Origin of the sequence: Diplocloster modestus, assembly GCF_019042245.1 — a bacterium.
GTDB lineage: Bacteria > Bacillota > Clostridia > Lachnospirales > Lachnospiraceae > Diplocloster > Diplocloster modestus.
The window spans coordinates 28,277-54,087 of record NZ_JAHQCX010000008.1; the positions used below are offsets into that span (position 1 = coordinate 28,277).

Below are 25,811 nucleotides of genomic sequence, written 5' to 3' on the forward strand. Positions count from 1 at the left end.
CCTTTTTATTAGACAAATGGATACCACAGTTGCAGATAATTTGGAGCGAACATCTTATAGGCAATATAGGCGATACAGATCAGTATTCCGATGATATAAACCACTTTGAATACTTTATCCGCCTTTGTCATCTCATGCTCCGCATAATAAGATCTCTTTTTTAACTTTCCATAACCCCTTAAGTCCATGGCGTTGGCTATATTACCTACTTTATCAAACGATGAAAATAAAAGGGGGACAATGATTAACACCGCCTGTTTCAGTCTGGTAAACAGCTTTGTTTTCTTTTTATCCATCTCAACGCCTCTGGCCTGCATACTTGTGGAAATATTCTGGTAATCCCTCACAATATCAGGGATACAGCGATAAGCCAGTTCCACAACCGTACAGATCTTATATGGGACTTTAATGGAATATAAACCTGCAGCGAATTCCGATGGGGTTATGGAAAGGATAAACACGATGGAAACCATAAAGGAAGCTATGATTTTTATAAATCTGGTAAACAGATACCACAGTGTCTCTCCACTTACATAGAAATAATCGGTAAACTGTGCCAACACGGTTTTGGAAGCGCAGAACTTGGTCCCAATATCCGGGTCAGCGATGTAAAACAAGAACAGGTTGAACAAGTTCAATATGACGATAAACGCAAACATGAACTTGATCGGTTTCCAGTTTGGCTTCAGGGAAAACAAGCCTACCACCCCTGCGACCGCCACCGGAAGGATCAGCCGCAGATCCCAGGACATAATCAGATATACGGTCAGCACTACGAACAGACGCACCTTCGTGGCACCTGTCAGCTTATGTAATACCGTGTCTCCGGGCTGAAAATTAATGATAAATTTATTATTCACCGGCCTTCACCATCCTCTCATAGGAAATAAAATGGGAAATAAATTCTTCCGGTGAAACACCCAGCATACAGGCCAGCGTATAGAGGGAAGTCTGCTTTAAGCTGGCACGGGTGATCACATCATCATCTGAAAGTACCCGGAACACGTGATCATCGGCGATGATTTCACCATCTGCAAACACAATCGCACGATCGGTATTTTCGATGGCGAGATGCATGTCGTGGGTGATCAGAATGATCGTCTTTCCGTACTCTGTGTTAAGCTGATTGATAAATTCTATAATCTCAACGTAATGCCTGTAATCCTGTCCGGCCGTGGGCTCGTCCAGAATAATCACATCCGGTTCCAGCGCCATAACCGTGGCGATGGTGATCCTTTTCCTCTGGCCGTAGCTTACAGAGCTGACCGGCCAGTTCCTCATGGAATACAGGTCGCACATTTCCAAAGCGCGTTTTGTCCTGGCTTCCACGTCTTCCTGCGGATAGCCCCGCAGCTTCAGCGCCATGTCCACCTCGTCATGGATAATATCCTTCACCAGCATCTGGTTCGGATTCTGCATGACATAACCGATAAACTCACCGATCTCTTTAATAGACAGGGCCATATAGTCGTTTCCGCGGATCTTGATCTGCCCTTTCGTCGGCCGGTTGATCCCGCAGACCAGACGGGCCAGCGTCGTCTTGCCGGCGCCGTTTTTCCCGATCAGCGCCAGCTTTTCACCTCTTCTGATCGAGCAGTTGACATTTTTCACTACGACATCCTTGTCATAGGCGAAGTCTACATTCTCCACTTCAATGACCGGTTCTCCAAGCTCAGGCGTATATTCATCTGTCTGCCGGCGGAAGAATTCCTCCAGTTTGTCTCTGTTTTCCTGTGTCAGCTTCATCTGTGCCAGATCTGAGATTCCTTCCTGATTCTGCAGATTACAGCCTGCGTATTTCATCGCAGTCAGGTACAGCGGTTCCCGGATTCCGTACTGATCCAGCAGTTCCGACCGAAGCAGCTCCTCCGGCGACATATCGGCCACTATACGGCCTTCCGCCATCAGGATGATCCTGTCTACCGGCCGGTACAGTACATCTTCCAGCCGGTGTTCAATGATAATCGCCGTCTTGTTCTGATCTCTGCAGATCCGGTCGATCAGATCCACCGCTACCATGCCCATATGGGGGTCCAGGGCCGCTAACGGCTCATCAAAGATCAGTATTTTTACCTTGTCGTGCATGACTCCGGCCAAAGCCACCTTCTGCTTCTGTCCGCCGGACAGCGAATAGGGAAGATGCTCCAGAAACTCTTCCATACCGACGATTTGGGCAGTGGCTTCTACTTTCGGTATCATTTCGGAACGGGGCATATTTTCATTTTCCAACGCAAACGCGATGTCTTCGCCCACGGACAGCCCCACAAACTGGGCATCCGAATCCTGGAGCACCGTTCCGACTACTTTGCTCAGTTTAAATATACTGGCCTCTTTCGTCTCTATTCCGTCTACTTTCAGAGATCCCTGTATCGTTCCTTTTTCTGAAAAAGGAATCAACCCGTTGATGCAGTTGGAAAGTGTGGACTTTCCGCTTCCGCTGGGTCCCAGGATCAGAACTTTCTCGCCTTCATAAATAGTCAGGTTGATATCATGAAGAGTCGGTTTTGACTGCACCTTGTACTGGAAAGTGAAGTCTTTAAATTCGATCAAAGCCTTTTTCATTTTCTTATCCTATTCTTCTCTCAGATTTGATCTGGATGCATATCTCTTTGACAGCAGGAACAATACGGGAATACCTACAATCAACAGTACTGCAATGTTACCAACTGTAGCAAATCCAGCCATAATAAAGGTAACTTTTAACTCGCCGCCGTAGAACAGATAAGTAAAAATGGGGGTAATCAGACCAAATGCGATCACATTTCCAATGATACATAAAATCGCGTAGATCACCGCATGTTTTACTTTGAAGATACCTTCTGTTATGTAAGCGCCATAGACCGGAAGCAGGCCTACGAAAAATCCCAGAACCGCGTTTCCGATGGACCAGTCGAACCACATGCCGTTACCGCCGATCAGATCCGCGATGATGTTACCGATCAGCAGGGTCAGGCTGCACGGAAGCGCGCCATACATTCCTCCTACGACTACCGGTACAATCATGGCCGTTGACAGATTCGTCTGTGAAAATATGGGGATCGACCCATACATCATCAGCACGCCGTACAAGGCGGCTCCCACTGCCATCGTGACGATCGTCTTAGTGCTCCACTCACCTACAATTGCTTTTCCAATTCCTTTCTTCATTGCATTGCCCTCTCACTTTCTTTAAGTTGTTGAACATGTTTAATAAGTTGCCTTTATTATAAGAGACGAGGCATTTTTTGTCAACGGATTTTATGAAATTCTACATCTTTCGAGCCGGGATGTTGGTGATTATAGCTAAGGTTTATGTGAGGGGGATTTGTTGACTTAGGGGCGGGCTGAGCGGGAAGGGGGTGCCTGTGGGAGCCGGGGAGCAAAACTCGCGGGGCCAAATCACTTCGGCCGGACCTAAGAACGGCTAACTCCGAAGGCGGGAGAACCTCTTATTGGCAGGGTCTGGAACAAACTCGCCAAAGAACGGCTCGGACAGTGTTCCAGGCCCTGCGAGGTTCTCCCGCCTTCTGCGTAAGCCGTTCTAAGGCCCGGCCTCAAGTGATTTGGCCCCGCGAGTTTTGCTCCCCGGCTCCCACAGGCACCCCCTTCCCGCTCAGCCCTGCTTTATAAAAAGCCCTTTTACTATGTTCTGATAGATTGTGTGACATCTTATTTAGTCTGACGCGACTAAGATGGGCTGTGTGGTATCGTTGATATCTCGAAAAGCCCAGAAATACAGGGTTTAATGAAAACATTGTTGCATACCTGTTATATATGGTGGACTGCCTAGGGCTGTCCACGACTGCCGACAACACTCCCTGCGGTTGTTTCCATAATGGAAAATACCACTTACTCCTGTAAACATAATTGCTAATCAAATCAAGAAAGGGATCACATTATGAAAATACATTTTGCTTACTACAACCAGTTCAAGAATGGCATTGACATCGCCTTTGCCGATAACACTCTGCTCTTTTTATCCTGCGCTGAAGCAGAGAAAGGTTTACACACTACGCCCAATTCACAAAGGTTGATTGACAATCTAGCGATTGAAGAGCCAATTACTTATGCAGCTATGGCATTGGATGGTGAGTTACAGGTTTGGGCGGATGCTTTGGATGAGGATTGGGGCCATAATGGCAATCTACATTTTTATTTTTTCACATATATTTCTTAGTGCAATTCCGATAATCTTTATTTGTACCCCCATTTTTCATATGCACTTTCGTTATATGTATAAAGTGGTCCATCCAATACATTATCCCCTGTACTATTTACTGAAAATTGATTTATAGCCTCCATAATAGATTTTTCTTTAAATGCCACATGAATTGCACATGCTGTTTTATTTTTTATTCGTTCTTCAAGAGCTTTAGGCCATCTACTTGATAGTTGCGAAGCATTTAAAATATAATCATATCCGGTATATGCAACTATTATGGGGATTTTATAATAATCAACTGCTTTTTCTATTTCAAAATTTAGCATTCCTCTATTATAGTTAGTTTCATCAGATAATATTAAAAGCATATTCTTTGAATTTTTCATTCTTTCCATTAATCTATTTTCTAATGTTTTCTTGCTACTTGAATCCATAACCTGATATGTTTTCTTATGACTATCACTAAAGTTCAATTCATATCTTTTACTTGAATTCCACCTTTGTAACAAGCCATAATATTTCATATCACTTTTAGTTGGATCTGTTGTCCCCTGTCCATCAAATGCTATATATGTACCATTTCTATAAGCCATTATTTTGTCACCTCTTCTATAAATTTGTTATTGCCACTCTGTTTTTAGCTGTATTCCTTACAATAATATGTACATCACAGTTTATAAGATTTCTATTCATTTTAATTAGTTTTACTAAAAATTCCAAAATGTCCCTTTCTTGCTTCTTTGTGTCTGCGGCTCCTGCTCCAATTAATGGCACCAATAGTGGAAAGCCTTGTGAGCGTTTATTGCTGTATATAATCATTTTTATTATTGCTAAAACATATTCTTCATCCGATGTATGTGCATGCAATTCTTTATCAAATGTTGTTAATGCTAATAAGAAAAAATTTATATCATTATCTTTGATTTCCGCAACACTACCAACATCATATCTTTTCAAATTACCCGATCTTTTTAGACTTCTTTCAATATATTCGAATGAATTTTCTGTATTAGCAAGCCAACTTTGAATTTTATTATTCAAAGATTCAGTTGTAAATAAATTCTCATTATATAATTGTCTCATACATTTTCCATGAAGCGTATTTGAAGATATTAAATCATCATCCACTATAGTATCAAAACATCTGTTAACGGGAATAACGATATTCCTTCTTTTATCTGTACTCGGAATTTCATTTGGTGAAAATATATCGCCATATTGAACAAAAACAGCATGACCATCATTCACATCAAGCAATTTATATTTCTTTTTTAATAATACAAAGCCCACCGTTGCTAGAAGTACCAGTATCCATATACCTACTAAAACCATACAACTCCAAATTATTTTTTTAATCATTCCATCCTGCATGCTGAAACAATCTGTCAATGGAGCAAATAACCCTATAAAACCTATAATTGCAAATATCGCACCCGTATATTTTATTGATGTCACTAATATGTAGGATATGTTCGCTAATATTTTCTTCATTTGTTTTTCTCCAAACACATATTTTATTTTACGCAATGTCTTGTATGTTGCATGGAAAGTAATGATTCCTTAATAAGATCATATACTTCTTCATGACCAATTGCTTGAAGCACTTTTTTATCAAATGCCTGTCTATCTTTATCCTCCAATTCAACCTGAAGTTCCATAACATTACGATTCTTAATTTTTGAAAATAATACAATTATCTCAGCAGCATCTTCTTTTGAAATCAAATTAGGATTAATCATACTTATTTTTTGAAATCCCGTTTTACTTATATCTAGAACACCTTGCCCTCTACCGAATCCATTTGCTTCGATTGCAAACATTCCATATATCGAATTTAGCAAAGCAAAAACAAGTTCCTTATCTCCTACAGATTCTTTATACTTCATAGCTATCAATCTTTGATCAACAATTACGCTTTCTTCTAATTCCGCAATAAAAAGTCTTCTGTCTGGATTCTCTGAAGTAACTAAATCTGCTCTATTAGATGATGGCATTTGATACCATGGCGAATAATTAATACTCTTTGGAATCGGATCATAATTCTCATCTGAAAATTTACGAATCCATTTTAATGTTCCTTCTTCTCCGTCTTCCTTTAGCTGTTCAATTGACTTATCACAGCAAAACGCCATCATATTTGCAGAGGCAGTAAACTTTTTAACATTTCTTGACGATTTTAACATAGGATACAAAAATTTGTCCGCTATTGATGTTTCTCCCTTTATGTAGAAAACATCATTTTGACCTGTTCGTTCCCCTCTAATCATGTTCAATTCATTTGTAATTGGTTCAATAAATCCCTTTATTTTTTCAATCCACGAAATATTGTGAAATAATGCATTCAATGAAATTCCATATTGTGTAATATTATCAATATCACTAATTGAATACTCTTTCATTAATGCCACTGATTCATCAATGATTTCATGAAGAACAACACTATTTATTAATATTTCTTTATCTTTATCCTCAATTGAATGTATATCTTTATTAGTCAGCCAGAAACTGATCTTCTTTGTTTTATCTGGTACACTGATTACCTTTTTCTTTAAAATAAGCAATGTTCCAATAACGTCGGCATTATTAAACCATCTCTTACAATTGCTTATAACCACTGACTCAATAAGATAATAATATTGCAATGCATCAAAAAACTTCTTTCCAATGTCCGTTCCTAACCAAGAGTTCGAAATAATAATTCCGAGTTTTCCGTCCTTTTCTAATAACTCATATAACTTAAATGGCAAGTAATTATACAGATCTGTTTTACCAAGTGTAAATTCAATTCCAGTATTATTTATTATTTTTTCTCTGTACTGGGCAATATATGCCTGTTCATCAGCCGCCACCTTGTTGTACTCAACAAAAGGAAGGTTTGATACAATAGCTCCAAACTTTGGAATGCTTTTTTCTATTCCACTACCATCTGTTGGATTTTTTACTTCAATCTTATTTCCGGTCTGTACATCAAATACATCTGTTTGAAACATATTAATCGGTATATTTAATGCATGAATATCTGTAACTGCAATATTTGCAATCTGTAATGGATATGCATATTTATCTGACATCCACGTAGTCATAAAAGCTTTTTCTGCACTATTTATTCGTTTTGATTTATTATTGATAATTGCCTTTGCAATTGTACCTGTACCAGCACATAAATCAGCGCAATCCTTATTCCAGTCTTGAACTGTAATCTGACATAATATATCTGCCAAACAATATGGCGTCGCATATTGTCCACGAATTTCTCTCTTCGCAGTATTCACCGTCTTTTCTAGGATATCTTGCAAATCTTCTTGCTCTATTTTTTCAATATTATTCTCAATCAAGAATTGATTATAATCAACAATATCAATCCACGTATCTTCCGGTATCACCTCATTAAATTCTAATGGTTTAAATACACTATAAAAATCTCCTTGTTCAACTATATGTTCGATAATGATATTCCCTTCATTAGGAGATGTGGTGTAATCAATATCTTTTATCATATATGCGCAATTGTGGTACCTTTTAATTGTATTTGCAAACATAATTCGATTCGTCCAATTTAATAACACTGACTTTGCATATGCAGAATACATATCCTTTTCATCTTTATCATACTCTTCATGAAATGCATTCCACCATACTTTCAATCTGCTTTCCATTGGCATATTCTTACTAGACTCAATCGTAATATTTTCAGCCACCAACTCTTTATTTCGTTGAATTAATTCTGTCATTAAACCCTCTGATATTGTATTTATAATAGATGATGTTGCAATTTTTCCATTGACCAGATAATCATTCACAGTCATTACAATTTCTTTTATTATGGGAAGCCACTCTGCTTTATATGTCATTACATCTTCTCTTGATGTAATGTGACTAGTTCCAGACCACACTTTAGCCTCTTCAAAATCCCCATTCTCATTTTCCACGTATAATTTTCCGTACGTAAAATTCCATATTACAAAGCTATTAAGACCTAATGCCTTAGCTTTTCTTGTTGCATCAGCAATCAGTGCTTCATCTGTGATTAAGACATCTGGCATCTTCAATTCCCATCCTTGAAGAATTTTTGTCTGTGCCTCATCTTCATATAAAAGTACATCTGGGAACATACTTGTCTTATTTACAGACAAAGTACTTTCACCACCTGCACTCTTAATTTTTAGATTAAGTCCACTAAGCATTACTTTGATTTCTGATATTATCACAATAGCCCAGCTTCTCTCATTACGTCTTACAATAATCCCCATAGTGTCACCTCTACCTTTCCTTAAATTCAGAAATTAAGTTTTGCTCCTTAATATATTTACGAGTTTTTTTGTCTAATCCCTCCCAAGCAAGAAACAATCTTCTCTTTGCCACATCAATATAATCTATTTCTTCTCGTTTAAACAAAGCTACATTTTCATTTTTTTCTATCCCAATAAAATTACGTCCTTCCATCAATGCAGCTACTAAAAATGATCCACTTCCAAATGTATTATCCAATACTATATCTCCAGGATTTGTGTATGTTCTTACCATATATCTTCCTAGTTCGATTGGCTTTTGTGTTGGATGTAAAACAGCCCCCTCTGATTCTGCTGTTTTAACATAAATGATATCTGTTGGATATCGTTCGCCATCACTTGCAACATGAACTGGCTCAAAATCTCCATAATTTCCACATAATTGATTTTTTCTAATACCTTTATCATATGGTTCGCCCTGTGTCATTTGAGGGTGATAGGTAGGCTGTTTCTTATAGAAAACACATACATCTTCATGCTTTCTTAGCGGCTGCTTTTTAGCATTCAAGAAATTAGTTGGTTTTGATTTTTCCCAAACCCACTTATATTTATATATATTAGGCTGGCTCAAAATCAATTTTGCTGTAAAAACTCCATTTGAGGTTAAAACAATTGCACCATTTGGTTTTATAATACGATTATATTGTTTCCACAATTCATCCATAGGTATATAGCAATCCCATTGATTTTGCGTCATACCGTAAGGCAAATCACATAGTATCATGTCAACACTTCCATCTGGTATTTGTTGCATATATTCTAAGCAATCACCTTCAAATAAGCGATTTATTACATTGCTCATATCTATTGTTTCATCGTTAATCTTTTTCATTTCAAATCTCCTTAGTTGTATAATCTACTAATATATAATAGCATCTATTTTTATCGAACACAAGTTCTGTTTTCTATAAAAGTGTACAAAATAGCAATTTAAATTTTATCACATTTTCATCTCTTAATCTACTTGTAAATCCAACAATTAATCGAAAGATATACTCATATTTATCAACATAGAGGAGATTATAAAATACTTCTTATAAACTCCTCTAGTTGCTACCTCATTTGTTTATTGTCTTTTTTATAACAGCCAATTGCTTTTTTAATATTCAAAATATACTTATCCATCTGTTCCAAAGTTCCAACCCTATTCTCCGCCTTTATCTCTTCCTGAACACTTTCCACACTGTACTGCTCCTTTGTTACCAAATTCCGATATGCCACCAGCCTATACTCATACCCTTCATTCCGATAATCCGAGAACACCGGTGCCACTTCTCCCTTACTTGTCTGCCAACGCATCAGTCTTGGGAACCAACAGATTCCATCTACAATCAGTTCCTTAAAAGATTTCAGCACTTCTCCAATTGCATTTAACAATCCCCGAAAGCTATTTACAGCTTGAATATTTTTTCAAATCCGCTAGGCTTTTCTTAAATTGCTCAAGCTTCAACAATTCTTCTTTTACTCATTCAAGTTTGACTTCATCGAGCAAGTCTGATAGCCTAAACTTTCTATCTCCATTTCCCTGCTCCGAATATCATCTTTGATCTCATTCAGCCTTTTATCCTGTGTTCGACTCACTTCCTTATATGCCAGTTTCTTTGCAAATAAGTCCAGGTCTGAATCTTTTACCTGTTCTTTCAACTCTTCTAAATGTTCTGCTTCTTTCGTAACCTTGTATTCTACAACAGATAGATCATGATTTCTGCCTAATGATTTCTCTGCCAGTTCCTCTATCACATTGAATCTGAAACACATTCCTGCTTCCTCACGCAACCTATCTTGTAGAATCACTGATAATGTTTCAGGTGTAAATACATTTCTTTTAGATACCTTCTTTGCCAATCCACGCTTTGCGCCTTCCCATACTGGAACTCCCACTACATGCATATGCGGACTGGCTTCATCAAAATGAATTACTGCATTTGCGACTTTGAAGTCCGGAAGATACTCCTGCAACTTATTTAGAAGATAAGAAAAAACGTAGTGCATCTTTTCCTTTTTATCTGTATGCTTTTCCCAAAACTTTTTATCTCCACATTGAAAGATTATTTCAACTGCCATATCCTGATCACCCACTTTGATATTAAGGAGCTTGTAGATGCGATTAATCAAATATAGCTACGGGAACCTCCACTGGAGCTTCCATACGCATGCTATGGCAAACAGAAAAGGACATTCCCCAGTATTTTTACTGAAAAATGTCCTATACATATCATTGATATATTTGTTGCATACTTGTTGCATATGTGTTGCATTCCATTGAAATTCCAGCACATCTGATGGCTTTCCACAACCTCTGTAACCCTTGTAAAATGGGCTTTTCTTGATATTCTCACAAGAGAAATATTATCTCTTTGAGAACTGAAATTAACTTACATGAACTGTGTAGCACTTAAACTGAGTGTTTGATATTGCAGATCGACGATTTTATGTCTGTTGAAATAATAGGTTTGGAACACTGGGAGGATACCAGGCCCTTTCCCAGCTTAGGTGAAAACGAGGCTGTTCAGCAGTTAGGTCCCGTTAAGATACAGACTGGGGCTGTCAGGAAATAAATAGGTCATACCAGATATGGAACATGTTACAGGTTTCACATTAATATCTGGTAAGCAAATTCTATTTCCCGACAGCCCCAAAAAGCTTCAACTTTTACATAATCGGCATCCATAATTATGTTATGAATAATTCTATGTTATATGAATCCCCCTCTCCACGATGCAGCTAACTACATACTTCATAAGTCAGGCAACTCCCAAACAAGCCAGAACTACAAAAAAGCCAATAGTAAAGCAGGGAAGAGGGGGAAAGAGCGTACCCGGGCGGCGCCAGACGGCAAATCTCGTGGGGCCAAATCACTTGAGGCCGGGCCTTAGAACGGCTTACGCAGAAGGCAGGAGAACCTCGCAGGGCCTGGAACACTGTCCGAGCCGCCCTTTGGCGAGTTTGTTCCAGGCCCTGCTAATAAGAGGTTCTCCTGCCTTCGGAGTTAGCCGTTCTTAGGGCCGGCCGAAGTGATTTGGCCCCACGAGATTCGCCGCCTGGCGCCGCCCGGGTACGCTCTTTCCCCCTCTTCCCGGCCCTTAATCCCCCCCAGTTCGCCATAACCATCGGAAGCACCCGCTCTTTACCACCCGAACATATCCCATTCGCTGCCCGCGAATTGATCCGTAGACCTGCGGATAACCAGATTGCATTTGAGCTCCACTTTGTTGCCGGCGCTGCCTTCCCTGGCTCCCATCAGAAGCTTAACAGAGGTTCTGCCCATCTGGTACGTAGGCACATTGATGGTAGTTACGGAAGGGGCTACCATTGACGCGATACTTAGATTATCGATACCGGTGACAGCGATATCCTCAGGCACTTTTTTCCCCACGGAGAGGATCGCTTTAATGGCGCCGATGGCCATCTGATCGTTGGCTGCCGCTACTGCTGTATAATCGGAACGGCGGTCCATGATTCGTTTCATTGCCATGTAGCCGCTGCTGGGAGAAAAATTCCCCTCCTGGACAAGCTCTTTGTCATAGGGGATTCCCGCCTCTTTCAGCGCTTTTCGGTAGCCATCCAGCCTTAGAAGGGCCAGCGGATTATCCAGTTTACCGGCGATATGGACGATGCTTCTGTGTCCGGTCTCGATCAGGTGTCTGGTAGCCGTATACTGGTTGTCCAGATGGTCTACGTAGACACAGCCGATCTCCTCGTCCTGAACTTTACGCTCCATTAACACGATCGGAATCCTTTTAGGGATGAAGGTCTCCTTCAACTCGTCGTAGTAATCCCTCTCCTGTTCCGCCGTACAGACAGTATCGATAATAACTCCGCACAGGGACTGGCTTTGGATCATATTAATAAATTGCTTTTCTTTTTCGAAGTCATAACCTGAATTTCCGAAGATCAGTGTATATCCCTCTTCTGTAACAGTGTCCACGATTCCACTCAGCAAATTTGAGAAAAAGACACTTGTAATATTGGGAAGAGCCACCGCTATTACTTTATCCGGTTTTTTCTTTCTCTCCGGCAATTGATATCCAATCTCTGCTGCCGCCCGCATCACTCTTTCCCGGATTTCGTCACTTACATACTTATCACTGTCACTTAACACGGCCGAAACGGTCGATAACGATACTTGGGCAGCCCTGGCTACATCGCGCATTCCCGGCATCTGCTACAACTCCTCACTCCTGCATTTTCTTAATCCTAGCACGCCTGCCCCGGGCATGTCAAACCCATTCTTTTTTGGATAACTATCCGTATCAAAATCCTGATAATAGGTATACGAAATTCCCTAAATGACCCCTTTTTGCAGCATAATGTTAGCGTAGCGGGCGGTCGTTTTGGTCTGTACGATGACATAGGCGCTGCGGGCGGTCTCATAGAATGGAAGGCGGTCTATGAAACCGAACCCATGAAAGGCCTGCTCCTCATCATATTTCCCGATCAGTTCCCGGTACTGCTGCCAGATCCGGGGCTCTGGTTCTTCCGGGAGGTGCTGCATCAGCTTTACCGGTTCTTGTACATAAATGTCCAGCGGGAAGAAAGGAAGGATCGCTTCCAGCAGCTCCGGAATCTCCACGCCGTCGGCCCTGATATAGCGCTTGGCATTGGTAACGGCCGGGAAGTTGGCGTCTGCCAGAATCAGTATGTCGCTGTGTCCCATCTCCATCATATTTTTCATCAGCTTTGCCGGCAGGATCGGCGGTATTTTTTTCAACATGTCGTTGTCCTCCTTTTTGTCTGTGACAAGAGGCCCCGAAGGGCTTATATACCTGCTTCGGGGCCTCTTGTCAGTCAATTGTTTAGTAATCAAACTGCTCTACATTGTCTTTGGTGATAACCAGGGGATCTCCCAAAAGCACTTCACCGCTGTTGATGGAGGATGCTCCCAATCTTGTTGTCGTCATCTGTGTGGAATCTGCGGTAATATCTCCTGTGGCCAGTTGGTATGCCGCCTGCACCGCCAGATATCCCAGATCCATCGTATTCCATAACACACCGAATTTCAGAGGGTTCTGATCGTTGAGTATATAGGACTTCAACGCGTTAGGGGTCGCCACACCGGTCAGTACGATCTTGTCAACCGGGGGTTTGTTGGTGGATGCCTCATACTGGGACCCCAGAGCCGGAGCCGTCATGGAAGTGATTCCGAATGCGCACTGGATCTTATCCGTGCCTTCTCCCATTCTGGAAATCAGCGTGCCCGCCTGTGTCTGGGTCTCTACTTCGTCCGCACCCGGATAATAGATATCGGAGTCGGGATTCTGCAGTTTCATCCAGTTGTAGTCCTCTGTCTTAATCAGTTCCTGGATGTTGCTGTTCCATGCCTCTACGTTGGTATCGGTCTTTGTCTGTCCCATGATTGCGATATTTACCGGATTTTCGGGTCCATATCCTTTTTCTTTGAGTTCTGCGGCCGCATTCTCTACCAGTGCCTTTGCCACACCCTCATAAGAAGCCTGGTTGATGAAAAGGTCTCTGGCATCCGGCTCTGAATCGGAGTCAAATGTTACGATCTTGATTCCTTTTTCCTGCGCCTTCTTAAGCGTAGGGGAGATGGCGCTGGCGTCCACACAGCCCACCGCTACCGCATCGACCCCCTGGGCGATCCAGCCTTCCAGAAGGTCAACCTGTTTTTGGTTCGTGGCCTGATCCTGAGGCGGACCGTCATACAGAAGCTCTACGTCATAGCCCGCGTCCTTCAGCTCTTTGGCTGCGTCTTCCGCGCCCACCTGGCACGCATCCCAGTAGTTCTCCCCCTTCATCTTCGGGAGTACCGCTATCTTGATCTTTTTACCCTGGGTGTCTTTTTGATCCGCCGGAGCCGCCGACTGCGCTCCGTCTGAAGTTTGCGCCGGAGCCGGAGCGGATGTCTCCTTCTCTCCTGCTTTCGTGCATCCTGCCAGACTTCCTACCACTAAAATACCTGCTACAAATAACGCTGCGATTCTTTTTTTCATACCTTCTTCTCCTTTCTTTCATATGCCTTTTTTCCCAAGGCATACAGGGATACCCGTAGGTATTTCATAAATGCTCCTATATATTTTCCTGTCTCTTTAGAACGAACAGGTAAATACCTTACACAATCAACACTGCCTTGACAGATCAGCCGGTCTTTTTCAGAAGCTCGGTCTTTACTTCTTTCAGGCGTTTGCTGCTGGTCCTTCTGTTCACGATCTCATAGGCGATCAGACTGATGATCAGAATCGTTCCGTGGACAATCGTCTGGGTATCGATGGGGATATTCAGAACAGTCAGGCCGCTGTTCAGTACTGCGATGATCAGGGTTGCCAGGATCGTTCCTTTCAGATCGCCGGTACCGCCCAGGATACTCGTACCGCCCAGTACCACGATAGTAATTACTTTCAGGTTAATGTTGGTTCCAGCGTCATACCGAAGGCTTGAGAACCTGCCGATCATGATCAGCGCCGCCAGGGCACACATCAGGCCGGACAGCACATAGATCCGGATCAGCATCTTTTCGATATCGACTCCGCAGTACTTTGTGGCATTACTGTTCAGGCCGATTCCAAACAGCCTTCTCCCAAATGTGGATTTTGCCAGTATGATATAAAACAAAACCGCACAGATAATGTAGATAAAGATCTGCACCGGAATTCCCAGGAATAACATGCCTCCGACCGCCTCCGCGGCGGGAAACGCATATACGCTGTCTCCTCCCGTCATGCCCCTGGTAAGCCCCAGGAACAGGAACATGGATGCCAGTGTGGTGACCATGGCCGGGACTTTCACTTTTGCAATGATGATCCCGTTGAACAGTCCGCAGACCAGGCCCACCAGGAACGTGACGATCACACCGGCCGCACTGCCCATCTTACCCGCGGCCATGGCGCCGACCATAGCGGAAAGTACCATGATGTTTCCGACGGACAGGTCGATTCCGCCCGTTATAATAATCAGGGTCATAGGCAGGGCGATCAGCCCCAGTTCCACCACATTGCGCAGAACTACATTTAACAGATATTCCGTGGAGAGGAATACCGGATTCAGGATGGAGATAACCGCGAAGATAATGATCAGGATCAGCAACAGCGCAATATTAAAAGTAAATTTTAATTTTTTTACCGTTTTCATCTTATCTTCCTCCCGGCACCGCCGATATCCGGCGTTTTTTCTTAATATTCACCGCGCTGGCCACCACGGACAGGATGATGATCCCACCCATAATCGCGTCCGACCAGTCCGGGCTGATCCCCAGGTAGTTGATGGCCGGGGATACCAGGGAGAGGATAAACGCTCCGATCACCGTACCGATCAGTTTACCGCTTCCTCCCGCTGTGCTGGTGCCTCCCAGAACGACCGCGGCGATAAAGGTCATCTCTTTTCCATTGGCCATGGTGGTCGTCACCCTCTGGCTGGCTGTACCGATAATGATAGCGGTAATCCCGTACAGCGCTCCGGCGATCGTGTAGGCAATCACGATAGTCCGGTCCACATTTACCCCGGCAAGGCGCGCCCCGTTTTTGTTATTGCCGATGGCATACAGCTTCTTGGAGAACTTCGAATATTTCATAAAGAACAATCCAGCGATAACCACAGCCAGCATCAGCACCGTACTTGCCGGAAAGATACCGAAGAGCTTCGCATCGTACGCAAGCCATGTGAATGTCGCCGGAAGATCATAGATCGATCCGTTCACAGCCAGCGGCAGGACACCCTGGAACAGCTGCGTGGTCGCGAGGGTCGCCACAATGGCAGGTATATGCAGTTTGGTGATAAACAGGCCGTTGATCATACTTAACACAGCTCCCGCCGCCATCGTCACCGGCAGGAAGACACCGATCGGCAGCCCCTGTTTGCCCAGGGACGCGGCGATGATACACAGCACTGAGACTAACGCGCCCGCCGAGACATCGATGTTGGAAGTGATAATGATCATATTCATTCCCACCGCCGCGATCAATACATAATTGAACCGGTTGAGCAGGTTCATCAGGTTGCTGAGGTCATAGAATCCTTTGGCAAAGACGGCCAGGAATAAGAGCACGAGGATTAAAAACAGCAGCAGATAAAATTCCGTAGTCATAAGCTTTTTCCAGTTCTTCTTCTGGCTATTATCCATCTTATCCTTCCCCCTCTCCTTCCAGCGCCGCTTTCAGGATCTTGTCCTGTGTGGCGTCTTCTCTTGAAAAGCATCCGGCAATCCTGCCTTCCTTCATGACATAGATCCGGTCACACATACCCAGCAGTTCCGGCAGCTCGCTGGAGATCATCAGGATCGTAAGCCCTTTTCCGGTGAGTTCGCTGATGATTTTATGTATTTCCGCCTTTGCATTGACATCCACGCCTCTGGTCGGCTCATCCAGGACCAGTATCTTCGGCTGAATCGCCAGCGCTTTGGCGATGGATACCTTCTGCTGATTCCCGCCCGACAAGTTGTTCACCGTAAAGTCCGGCGCCGGCGCTTTAATCGTTATTTCCTTCATGTATTCCGCCGCCACCGCGCTTTCTTTTTTCCGGTCGATGATACCGAATTTTGAGAAATCGCGCAGCTGGGGCATCGATATATTTTCTTCTATACTCATATCCACAATCAGGCCGTACTTGCCGCGGTCCTCTGAGACATACACTAATCCTTCCTTCATGGCATCGGTGTAATTGGTGATGTGCAGATTTTTCCCATCCAGGGTTACCTTTCCCTGGGCTTTGGGCGCCAGGCCGCAGACCGCTTCCATCAGTTCGGTCCGGCCGGCACCGGCCAGTCCCGCAAACCCTAAGATCTCCCCTTTCCGCACCTCAAAATTAATATTTTCCAGAAATCCCTCGTCGTAGAAGTTTTCCACCCGGAAGATCACATCGCCTAACTCTGTCTCTGTCTTGGGATAATAGTTATGCATGGTACGTCCAACCATGTCGGCAACCAGTTCATCTTTATTGGTCCCGTCCACGTATTTCGTGGAAATATACTGTCCATCTCTTAAAACCGTTACCCGGTCGCAGATTTCAAAGATCTCCTCCAGCCGGTGACTGATGTAGACGATACCCATTCCTTCTTTTTTAAGGCTTATAATTATGCCAAATAATGCATCCACTTCCCGCTGGGTCAGTGAGGCCGTAGGTTCATCGAAGATCAGGATGCTGGCATCAAAAGTCAGGCTTTTCGCGATTTCCACCATCTGTTTTTGTGCCATTCCAAGAGTTTTGATCTTGGTGTCCAGGTCAATCTTCGTGTTTAACCGCTTGAATATCTCCTGTGCCTTCTCCCTCATTTCCCTGTAATTCAGAACCGGCAGAAATCCCAGTGTTTTTTTGCTGGTTTCGTGTCCCAAAAACATATTCTCCAGCACTGTCATTTCTTCGAAGAGACTGGTTTCCTGGAAGATTATGGACACCCCGCTTTTGTAGGATTCCATAGGATTGGCGAATTTTCTCTTCTGTCCGTTTACGTGGATCTCCCCGGAATCAGGCTGATAAACCCCGGACAGCACCTTCATCAGCGTGGACTTTCCAGCGCCGTTCTCACCGCAGATGGCATGTACCTCACCTTTTTCAAGATCGAAACTTACATCGTTTAATGCCAGGACGCCCGGGAATGTTTTAACAATATTTTTTAACTCCAATACCGTTTCTCCCATAATAATTTCCTCCCACATCCGAAAGCCCTTTACGGACAGGGCTCCCGGAGTATTCATTTTCCCAATTTATTCGACAGTCAAGTCCGGGTTATCCGAGAAATGCTTCAGAATCACAATGGGGTCTGTGGCAGACGGATTCACGATCCGGATTCCTTCTTTTGCTGCTTTTTCTGTCACAAAGTATTCGTCATGGGTTAACTCGCCGTAATGGATCAGGGCCGGAGACTCGATTTCCCACACCCCAAAAGTTCCGTGGCCCTGCAGGCAGATCAGCCCGTAAGGGGCGGGATCTTTGACCACTACCGACTGTCCGGGGAGGACTGTCAGGCGTTTCGCGCTTACATTTTCACATTTATAACAGATCCACTCCTCGATGAATCCGTCCGCCACCATATCTTCCACCGGTCTGACCGGTTTGGGGCTCATAAAGTTGTGTTCGTGGAAATCCGGGTCCACGTTCTTGTCCCAGTCAATGACATCCAGCAGATATTCATAATTGCCAATTTCTTCTTCCGGACAATTCTTCCAGAGCAGATCCTGCTGTACCAGCTCCCCGTTCATCAGCACCGACTGGTACATGGCGTACACATCGGATGCGAACTGCGGCTCATAGGTGCAGAAGGAACCGGGGGCGTGCATGATACCGGGCGCTACGTTATATCCGGTATCCACTTCCAGCTTAAACGCTCTTGAGAGTCCCAGGATGTTATTATCCCCCTTTGTATAATTCTTCAGGCAGTCGAGCACCTGCTCCTTCGTAGTCTCCGGATGGAATCCGAAAAATGTAAAGGGGAATTCTCCGCCGTGGTTGTTCATCTGCGCCGGGAAAAAGTACATCTCCGGCTTGCCGTCCGCTCCCACCCGCGCCGCGTGTTCCTGTCTGTGATGGATGTGATGGGGAAGCGGCCCCTGATTGTCAAAAAACTTGGAAAACATCGCCCACCGGTGGTATTTGTTCCATAAGGTCTCACCGATCAGCTCGGGTCCCATCAGATCCACCGCGTCCCTTAGGAGAATCCGCTCTTTGCCGTACTCATCCACGACGATATAGCTCAATCCTTCGTCTTCCGGTGTCCCGGGGCCGTTCTCCGCCCATGTCGTCGAGGAAAACCATCTTTCGTCGATGCCGCCCCGCATTCCCAGTACAAAATAGTCAGAAGGATGCAGCTTAATTCTTCTTCCCGGCCTGCAATACACTCTTGGTACCCAGGTCGGCGCCAGCCGCAGCACTCCTTTTCCTTTTTCCAATGCTTTTTCGATCCGTTCTTTCTGATTCATACTTCTCACTCCTTCATGATTTTTAATTATAAATTTGATTTGGCAGAAAATGTTTTCTGAAATTCCCGGATTTTTTGATGTGTTCGCTCATTTTTCGCTTTTCATTAATCAAAACGGGTAGTTTTAAAGGTTTTTGAAGTGTTTTTTAAGCGTTTTTGATCATCCCTTCTAGTAAAATCATATTCTTTTAACGAACGTTTGTCAACATTTTCCGTCGTTTTCTATATTTTACTCATTTTCACCATCTGTTTTTATGCAATTTTCACATAGCAATCAGGGGTCCGCCAGAAAACGTCAATATTGTTTTCTGGCGGACCCCTGATTGTCTCCCTTATTTATTTATCATAACCGCAATTGTGCTTATTTTTCCTTTTTTACCACCCAAACATATCCCACTCGCTGCCCGCATACAGATCCGTGGATCTGCGCACGATCAGGTTACAGGGAAGTTTGACGCTCCGTTTTTTCTCATTTGAACGGTCCATCAGCATTTTTACCGCCGTCCTGCCCATCTGATAAGTCGGAACATTAATCGTGGTCAGGGAAGGAGAAATCATCGACGATACGCTGAGATTATCGATTCCAACCACCGCGATATCCTCCGGCACCCGCTTCCCCTCGGACAGAATCGCCTTCATCGCCCCGATGGCCATCTGGTCGTTGGCCGCGAATACCGCCATACAATCCGACCGGATTCCCAAAATTTTCTTCATCGCGATATACCCGCTGTTCGGCGAAAAATCCCCGGAGGCGACCAGTTCTTTGTCATAGGGGATACCGCCCTCCTCTAACGCCTTCCGGTATCCGTTCACTCTCAGGAGCGTCAGAGGATTGTTTGATTTTCCCGTCACATGCGCGATGCTGCGGTATCCCTTTAAAACCAGATGTTTTGTGGCCTGGTACGCATTATTCATATGATCCACATAGACACTGCCAAAATTGGGATCCTGAATCTTCCTTTCCAGCAGAATCACCGGTATCTCTTTGCTGCCAAACGTTTCTCTCAATTCATCAAAATAAGCGTTTTCTTCCGTAATCGGGCAAACCGTATCGATAATGACCCCCTGCAGGGACTGCTTTTGTATCATGGAGATAAAGCGCCTCTCCTTGGAAAAATGATATCCGGAATTGCCAAAAACCAGCGTATAGCCTTCATCCGTAGCCGTATCTTCGATTCCGCTCAGCAGGCTTGAAAAAAATGTGCTTGTTATATTCGGAAGCACCACCGCGATTACCTTTTCCGCTCTTTTCTTTTTCGCGGGGCAGCGGTATCCCATCTTGTTCGCTGCCAGCAGAACTTTATTTTTGACTTCTTCACTCACATATTTTTCGCTGCCGCTGAGTACGGCAGACACCGTAGACAGCGATACTCCCGCTTCCCTGGCCACTTCACGCATCCCTGGCATTGTCCCACCTCATTTCGTACTTTTTATTCACCCTAACACGTCAGCGAACGTTTGTCAAGTATTGTCCGACACAAGCAGACGATACTGATAGATATCCTTACTTATATAAACAAAGCGGCCGGGGGATGTCACAGGGAGCGATTCTCCCTGTGACATCCCCCGGCCTCACTTTTAATCAAATTCCAGGAACAACTCCCGGAACCTCCGGATGATTCGGCCCGAAATGTTTGAGCAGCACCAAAGGCTCAACTTTACTTGTATTTGTGATCGTAACTCCGCGTTCAGCGGCTGCCTCTGAAACGAAAAACTCATCTGTACTCTGCTGTCCGAAACGCAGAAGTGTCGCCGCTTCCGCGTCGTAGACCCCGAAGGTTCCATGTCCCTGGATGAAGATACAACCGTAGGCCGCGCCATCCCGGACCACAACCGACCGGCCGGGATATACGGTAAGTTCCTTCGCCGCAATATATTCGTTGGCATATGTGATCCATTTTTCTATGTATGCGCCGCTCTCTGAGGCGGTTACCGGCGGACGGAAATAATGCTTGCGGTAGTGGGGGTCTGTATTCTTCTCCCAATCCAAAAGGCTGAAAATGTAGTCGATATCTCCCTGCTTTTCGGACGGGCATTCTTCGTCAAGCATTTCCGGCGGGTATACCTCTCCGGATACGATATTTTCATAGACTGAGTTGACATCGGAATTCCATTGGGGTTCGTATGTAAGAACGGAGGCCGGGGCATGGATCACTCCCGCCGGGGTGTACCAGCCGGTGCCCAGCTCAATACGATAGGCCCGTGACAGGTCTGTGATTCTCGTGTCGTCTTCCGTGAAACGGCTGATTCTTGCTTTTATCTCTTCCGGATCCACATCGGGATCGAAGCCAAAATAGGTGTAGTTGGCCTCTCCGAAGTAGTTGTTTAATTGCTTTGGAAAATAATAACATTCCGGTTTGCCTAATTTCCCCACACGTGCCGCGTCCTCAAAAGTCAGATGCAGATGGTGGAACAGAGGATTCTCGTTGTCGAAAAATTTGGAATACATAGGCCAGCCGCTGTATTTGTCCATCAATTCTTTTCCAACCAGCTCCTCACCCAATACTTTTACCGCGGTACGCAGAGAAAATTTCTCATCGGTATTGTAAGACACACATACATAACTCATGCCCTCGTCCGCCTTAGCCAGTTCGCCGTTCTGGGCGGCTATGGTGGAGGAAAACCAGCGCTCTGTGATAGAGCCTCTGTTCATCCCAAATGCGAAGTAATCGTCCGGGTGGAGTTTTAACCGGCGTCCAGCCTTTCCGAATCTTCTGGGGACAAACGCTGGAAACAGCCGGAACACGCCTTCTCCTTCCTCAAATACCCGCCGAATGATGTCCGCATCCTCCAGCGCGTCTTTGACAACCAGATTACCTGTCTTTTTAGCTTCCGCCAGCCGTTGATCCAGTTGTTTGCCTGCCTGTACGGTCAATTCTTTCTCTGTCATCTTTACTGCCTCCTGTTTTTTTGATTTTTATTTTTCTTTTCATTTTTTCTGACTTGTATGCGATGTATTCCGGTATTCCGTTGGATTTTGCAGAAAAACGTTTTTCTCTATTTTGGAAAAAAAGCCCGGTAACCCGTGGCTGTTTTCACTTTCTTAGTATCTATATTAGTCCAGAAAAACGTTTTTGTCAATAAATCAAAGAATTAAAATATTTATTATTCAAATTTTTTGTATAAAAGTATTATATTATAACAATTCTATATTCTTAAACTTATTTTTATCGAAAAATCGTTTTTCTACAAATCAAATAATTACCAGTCTGACAAAATCCAATCTGAAGGGGCATCGCTCTGTGTAGACCTGCGCACTACAAGCCTGGTCTCCATCTCAATTCTGACTGTTTCCCGGGAAACCTCATCTTCTCCTTCGATCTGTCCGATCAGTGCCCGGGCCGCTTCCAGTCCAATATGTTTTTTCCGTACGTGGATGGAAGAAAGGGGCGGATCTACCACACTGGACAGGAACACGTTGTCATACCCGATAACCTTGATATCTTCCGGCACTTTCCTGCCGCATTCTTTTAAGGCCATACACGCTCCGACAGCCATTTGATCATTGGCTATATACACCCCGTCCATATCCGGACAGGATTTCAGAAGCTGTTTTATTGCGAGATAGCCGCTCTGATGGGTATAGTCCCCATTGGCTATCATTTTTTCTTCGTCAACCGGCAGACCGTACTTCATTATGGCTCTTTTGTAGCCCAAAACCCGGTCTTTTACTACTTTCGCATAGATCGGACCGGTGATATGGCAGACCTTCCGACATCCCAGCCCCAGAAGATAATCTGTGGCCTTAAAGGCCCCCTCTTCGGAATTGGAAAAAACCGAATCGATTCCGTACTTTGAGAAATCCCGCTCGATACTGACCATCGCGATCCGCTTTTTTTGAGAGGTCATCCGTTTGATCTCTTTGACATAGGTTTCCTCCATGCCTTCGGTAACCATCGAGCAGAAAATGATTCCATCCACCCGGTTTGCCACCAGCGCTTTAAAATACTGGCGTTCCCTGTCAAAGCTGGTGGGACCTTCATTTACCCCGTTCGTATCATAGATCATGACGCTGTATCCTTTCTGGATCGCAACCTCATAGATTCCTTTCATGATGTAGGGATAAAAAAGGCCGCACATATCCGCAGTAATGACCCCTATGGTCTTACTTCTCTGTGATTTCATATTCCTGGCCACCGGGTCCACTTCATATTCCAGTTCAGAAACTGCGATATTTACCCGTTTTTTCAGATCTTCACTGACATATTTCGTTCCATTGAGCACATTGGAGACTGTTGAGATCGATACTCCCGCTCTTCTGGCCACGTCCTTGATGCTAGCCATATTCTGGTCCTCCCGCCCGATGTGCAGTACTGCGTGCTATACCAGAGCACGGATTCTGGGCACTTCGTCCACATGCAGATATTTGCTGATGCATTTTACCACCAGATCGTGATCTGCCACGTGATCCAGTCCGGATACGAGTACGGAACCGATCACGCCGACCTCTTCTACCCGGATGGGGAAACCGCCGCCACAGACCGCATACTCTTTCGGATCCAGGAACCATTCCTCGATCGTCTCCTGTGTTTTCTGTAATTCCATATATACATGCAGGCTGCTTTTTTCCAGCACCTTGACTGTGTTATGTTTTCTGCCCATCCAGTTATCATTGTGCAGGTTGGTACCATCAAACCCAAACTGAAATACCGTATATCCATTGTTCAGACGGATACTTGCCGCTATGGGCAGCCCTCTCCTGGCCGCTTCTGATACGATTACATTCCCCAGCTCCCATGCATCCGCATTGGTAAAGTGGCTGAACTGTAAGATTTCCTCCTGCATTTCCAATATCCTGATTGCTTCATCGATCGTCATGTTAAGTCCCTCCTGTACTTTATATTTTCTAATTTCGTTTTTCTGCTCTGATTTTTTCTAAAGTTGTCAGTTAACGAATCCGGTCCGGGAAACCGACCTTTCTTTGCACCTTACGCAATGTCTTTGTGGCAAAATAATTTGCTTTCTCGGCGTTGTCTTTGATGATACCGTCAATAAAGGCTTTGTCCTTGCTCAACTGGCCAAAGCGTTCCTGTACCGGCCGCAAATGATCTGCTACCACTTCCCCTACCGCCAGTTTGAATTCGCCGTAACCTTTTCCGTCAAATTCTTTCACCGCTTCCTCCACGGTTTTCTGCGTAATCGTACAGTAGATATCCAGCAGATTCTTAATACCCGGTTTATCGTCCGTATAGAGGATTTCCTTGCCGGAATCCGTTACCGCCCGTTTGAACTTGCGGACAATGGCATCCGGATCATCCATGAGATAGATGCTGCTGTTGGGATTCTCATCAGATTTGCTCATCTTCTTGGTGGGATCCTGAAGGCTCATGATCTTGGCACCGGTCTTCCCGATATAAGGTTCCGGAATCGTGAACACATCCCCATAGATATTATTAAAGCGCTGCGCGATATCCCTGGTGATCTCCAGATGCTGCATCTGGTCGATCCCCACAGGGACCACATCAGACTGGAACAGCAGAATATCCGCCGCCATCAGCACCGGATAGGTGAACAGGCCCGCGTTGATGTTATCCGCATGCTTCTGGGATTTATCTTTAAACTGGGTCATCCGGTTTAACTCGCCCATATAGGTAAAGCAGTTCAGTATCCATGACAGCTCCGCATGGCCCGACACATGAGACTGATAGTACAGGCAGTTCTTCGTGGGATCCAGTCCCGCCGCAATATAAAGAGTCAGGAGGTTCCTGGCCCTCTTGCGAAGCTCCGCAGGATCCTGCCGGATCGTAATGGAGTGCAAATCCACTACGCAGTAGAAACATTCATATTCGTCACTTAAGGTCACCCAGTTTTTCAGTGCCCCCAGATAATTTCCCAGTGTCAGCGTTCCTGTCGCCTGCATACCGCTGAACAATACTTTTTTGTCGTTCATCATAGCCGTAAACCTCCGTTTTTCTTTATTAGATGATTGACGGAATACGCTTTGTGCATCCCGTATGTAATCTTATTTTTTCTTCAGTATTTCCTTTTTTATATAGGCAAAGGTCTTATCCTCTCCCATTTCTGCCAGCATGTGCAGAAACCGCTCCAGCATTACCCTTGTCTCCGGATGGATCAGGGCACCGATTTTTCCTTTTTCATAATAGGTCAGAGGACTGGCGTCGGTATACTTTTCCTTCTCATATATTTTCGACGCTGCTATCCTGTCCATCAGCATTTCCACGACATACCTGGTCGGCATCTTGCAGCCCTCCAGCAGACGCCCTTTCCCCAGGCTGTAATCGATCCAGTATTCAAAATGATGCTTGTTGCGCCCCTTGTGGTGCAGCCAGGCGGACGAGTATCCGATCTCTTCCCGCTCCGCATTGTTCGGGCTTCGGTTTCCCTGAAAATATTTGCAGCCTACTCGGAACTCTGTAGGACTGTATTTCGACATGTCGTGCATGATTCCCTGCCGGTAAAGCCCTACCTTGAAGCAGCCTTTCATGACCAGATATTTGTGATGTGTAATTGTACAAAAGTGTTTCCAAGCATTTCCCATGTTCATTAACTCCGC

Annotated in this window: 23 protein-coding genes; 1 reads left to right on the plus strand and 22 read right to left on the minus strand. The window is 44.5% G+C overall.

The window, feature by feature from the left end; genetic code table 11:
- Nucleotides 1-8: 8 nt before the first annotated feature.
- The 3 genes from KTH90_RS12770 to KTH90_RS12780 are packed head-to-tail and all read right to left on the minus strand — an operon-like array spanning nt 9 to nt 3,147.
- Nucleotides 9-860: an energy-coupling factor transporter transmembrane component T family protein gene (locus KTH90_RS12770; protein WP_158354206.1), complete on the minus strand. Its 852-nt coding sequence runs from the start codon at nt 858-860 to the stop codon at nt 9-11.
- Nucleotides 853-2,562 (minus strand): ABC transporter ATP-binding protein, encoded by a 1,710-nt coding sequence (locus tag KTH90_RS12775; RefSeq protein ID WP_158354205.1) that lies wholly within the window; start codon nt 2,560-2,562, stop codon nt 853-855. Before KTH90_RS12775 ends, KTH90_RS12770 begins: the two co-directional genes overlap by 8 nt.
- Before the next feature lie 9 nt (nt 2,563-2,571).
- A complete protein-coding gene (locus KTH90_RS12780) occupies nt 2,572-3,147 on the minus strand; it encodes an ECF-type riboflavin transporter substrate-binding protein (RefSeq protein ID WP_158348812.1) in 576 nt (191 codons plus the stop codon).
- A gap of 730 nt (nt 3,148-3,877) precedes the next feature.
- On the opposite strand from KTH90_RS12780, the gene KTH90_RS12785 reads away from it, so the two are divergent.
- A complete protein-coding gene (locus tag KTH90_RS12785) occupies nt 3,878-4,156 on the plus strand; it encodes a DUF6061 family protein (RefSeq protein WP_158354204.1) in 279 nt (92 codons plus the stop codon).
- Between the two features lie 17 nt (nt 4,157-4,173).
- Here the strand turns inward: KTH90_RS12785 and KTH90_RS12790 are convergent, their stop codons facing one another.
- The 19 genes from KTH90_RS12790 to KTH90_RS12880 all read right to left on the minus strand — a co-directional run bounded on the left by KTH90_RS12790 (nt 4,174) and on the right by KTH90_RS12880 (nt 25,796).
- Complete coding sequence (locus KTH90_RS12790; RefSeq protein WP_158354203.1) at nt 4,174-4,734, minus strand: TIR domain-containing protein; 561 nt, start codon at nt 4,732-4,734, stop codon at nt 4,174-4,176.
- 16 nt (nt 4,735-4,750) lie between these two features.
- Complete coding sequence (locus KTH90_RS12795) at nt 4,751-5,632, minus strand: macro domain-containing protein (protein ID WP_158354202.1); 882 nt, start codon at nt 5,630-5,632, stop codon at nt 4,751-4,753.
- Between the two features lie 23 nt (nt 5,633-5,655).
- Complete coding sequence (locus KTH90_RS12800) at nt 5,656-8,391, minus strand: Eco57I restriction-modification methylase domain-containing protein (protein ID WP_158354201.1); 2,736 nt, start codon at nt 8,389-8,391, stop codon at nt 5,656-5,658.
- 10 nt (nt 8,392-8,401) lie between these two features.
- Nucleotides 8,402-9,262, minus strand: a complete 861-nt coding sequence (locus KTH90_RS12805; protein ID WP_158354200.1) for a DNA-methyltransferase — start codon at nt 9,260-9,262, stop codon at nt 8,402-8,404.
- A 221-nt stretch (nt 9,263-9,483) separates the two neighbouring features.
- Nucleotides 9,484-9,786, minus strand: a complete 303-nt coding sequence (locus tag KTH90_RS12810) for a hypothetical protein (RefSeq protein ID WP_158354199.1) — start codon at nt 9,784-9,786, stop codon at nt 9,484-9,486.
- A 105-nt stretch (nt 9,787-9,891) separates the two neighbouring features.
- The gene (locus KTH90_RS12815) at nt 9,892-10,494 is read right to left on the minus strand and encodes a plasmid recombination protein (RefSeq protein WP_158354198.1); all 603 of its coding nucleotides are present in this window, start codon (nt 10,492-10,494) and stop codon (nt 9,892-9,894) included.
- Nucleotides 10,495-11,557: 1,063 nt separating this feature from the next.
- Nucleotides 11,558-12,592, minus strand: coding sequence for a LacI family DNA-binding transcriptional regulator (locus tag KTH90_RS12820; RefSeq protein ID WP_158354197.1), 1,035 nt, complete (start codon nt 12,590-12,592; stop codon nt 11,558-11,560).
- 123 nt (nt 12,593-12,715) lie between these two features.
- On the minus strand, nt 12,716-13,144 hold the full coding sequence (locus KTH90_RS12825; protein ID WP_158354196.1) for an RbsD/FucU family protein: 429 nt from the start codon (nt 13,142-13,144) through the stop codon (nt 12,716-12,718).
- Between the two features lie 82 nt (nt 13,145-13,226).
- The gene (locus KTH90_RS12830; RefSeq protein WP_158354195.1) at nt 13,227-14,384 is read right to left on the minus strand and encodes an autoinducer 2 ABC transporter substrate-binding protein; all 1,158 of its coding nucleotides are present in this window, start codon (nt 14,382-14,384) and stop codon (nt 13,227-13,229) included.
- Between the two features lie 145 nt (nt 14,385-14,529).
- Nucleotides 14,530-15,519, minus strand: coding sequence for an ABC transporter permease (locus tag KTH90_RS12835; protein WP_158354194.1), 990 nt, complete (start codon nt 15,517-15,519; stop codon nt 14,530-14,532).
- Nucleotide 15,520: 1 nt separating this feature from the next.
- Nucleotides 15,521-16,507: an ABC transporter permease gene (locus KTH90_RS12840; RefSeq protein WP_158354193.1), complete on the minus strand. Its 987-nt coding sequence runs from the start codon at nt 16,505-16,507 to the stop codon at nt 15,521-15,523.
- 1 nt (nt 16,508) lies between these two features.
- The gene (locus tag KTH90_RS12845; protein ID WP_158354192.1) at nt 16,509-18,020 is read right to left on the minus strand and encodes a sugar ABC transporter ATP-binding protein; all 1,512 of its coding nucleotides are present in this window, start codon (nt 18,018-18,020) and stop codon (nt 16,509-16,511) included.
- Nucleotides 18,021-18,086: 66 nt separating this feature from the next.
- The gene (locus KTH90_RS12850) at nt 18,087-19,298 is read right to left on the minus strand and encodes a hypothetical protein (RefSeq protein WP_158354191.1); all 1,212 of its coding nucleotides are present in this window, start codon (nt 19,296-19,298) and stop codon (nt 18,087-18,089) included.
- 374 nt (nt 19,299-19,672) lie between these two features.
- Nucleotides 19,673-20,704: a LacI family DNA-binding transcriptional regulator gene (locus KTH90_RS12855; protein ID WP_238726911.1), complete on the minus strand. Its 1,032-nt coding sequence runs from the start codon at nt 20,702-20,704 to the stop codon at nt 19,673-19,675.
- A 175-nt stretch (nt 20,705-20,879) separates the two neighbouring features.
- Complete coding sequence (locus tag KTH90_RS12860) at nt 20,880-22,187, minus strand: cupin domain-containing protein (protein WP_238726912.1); 1,308 nt, start codon at nt 22,185-22,187, stop codon at nt 20,880-20,882.
- 311 nt (nt 22,188-22,498) lie between these two features.
- Nucleotides 22,499-23,581, minus strand: a complete 1,083-nt coding sequence (locus KTH90_RS12865) for a LacI family DNA-binding transcriptional regulator (RefSeq protein WP_238726913.1) — start codon at nt 23,579-23,581, stop codon at nt 22,499-22,501.
- 36 nt (nt 23,582-23,617) lie between these two features.
- Complete coding sequence (locus KTH90_RS12870) at nt 23,618-24,115, minus strand: heme-degrading domain-containing protein (RefSeq protein ID WP_158354188.1); 498 nt, start codon at nt 24,113-24,115, stop codon at nt 23,618-23,620.
- Nucleotides 24,116-24,185: 70 nt separating this feature from the next.
- Nucleotides 24,186-25,190: a tryptophan--tRNA ligase gene (gene trpS / locus KTH90_RS12875; protein ID WP_158354187.1), complete on the minus strand. Its 1,005-nt coding sequence runs from the start codon at nt 25,188-25,190 to the stop codon at nt 24,186-24,188.
- 69 nt (nt 25,191-25,259) lie between these two features.
- Nucleotides 25,260-25,796 carry a DUF5662 family protein gene (locus KTH90_RS12880; RefSeq protein WP_158354186.1) on the minus strand — a complete coding sequence of 179 codons (537 nt, stop codon included), beginning with the start codon at nt 25,794-25,796 and terminating at the stop codon, nt 25,260-25,262.
- Nucleotides 25,797-25,811 lie beyond the last annotated feature (15 nt).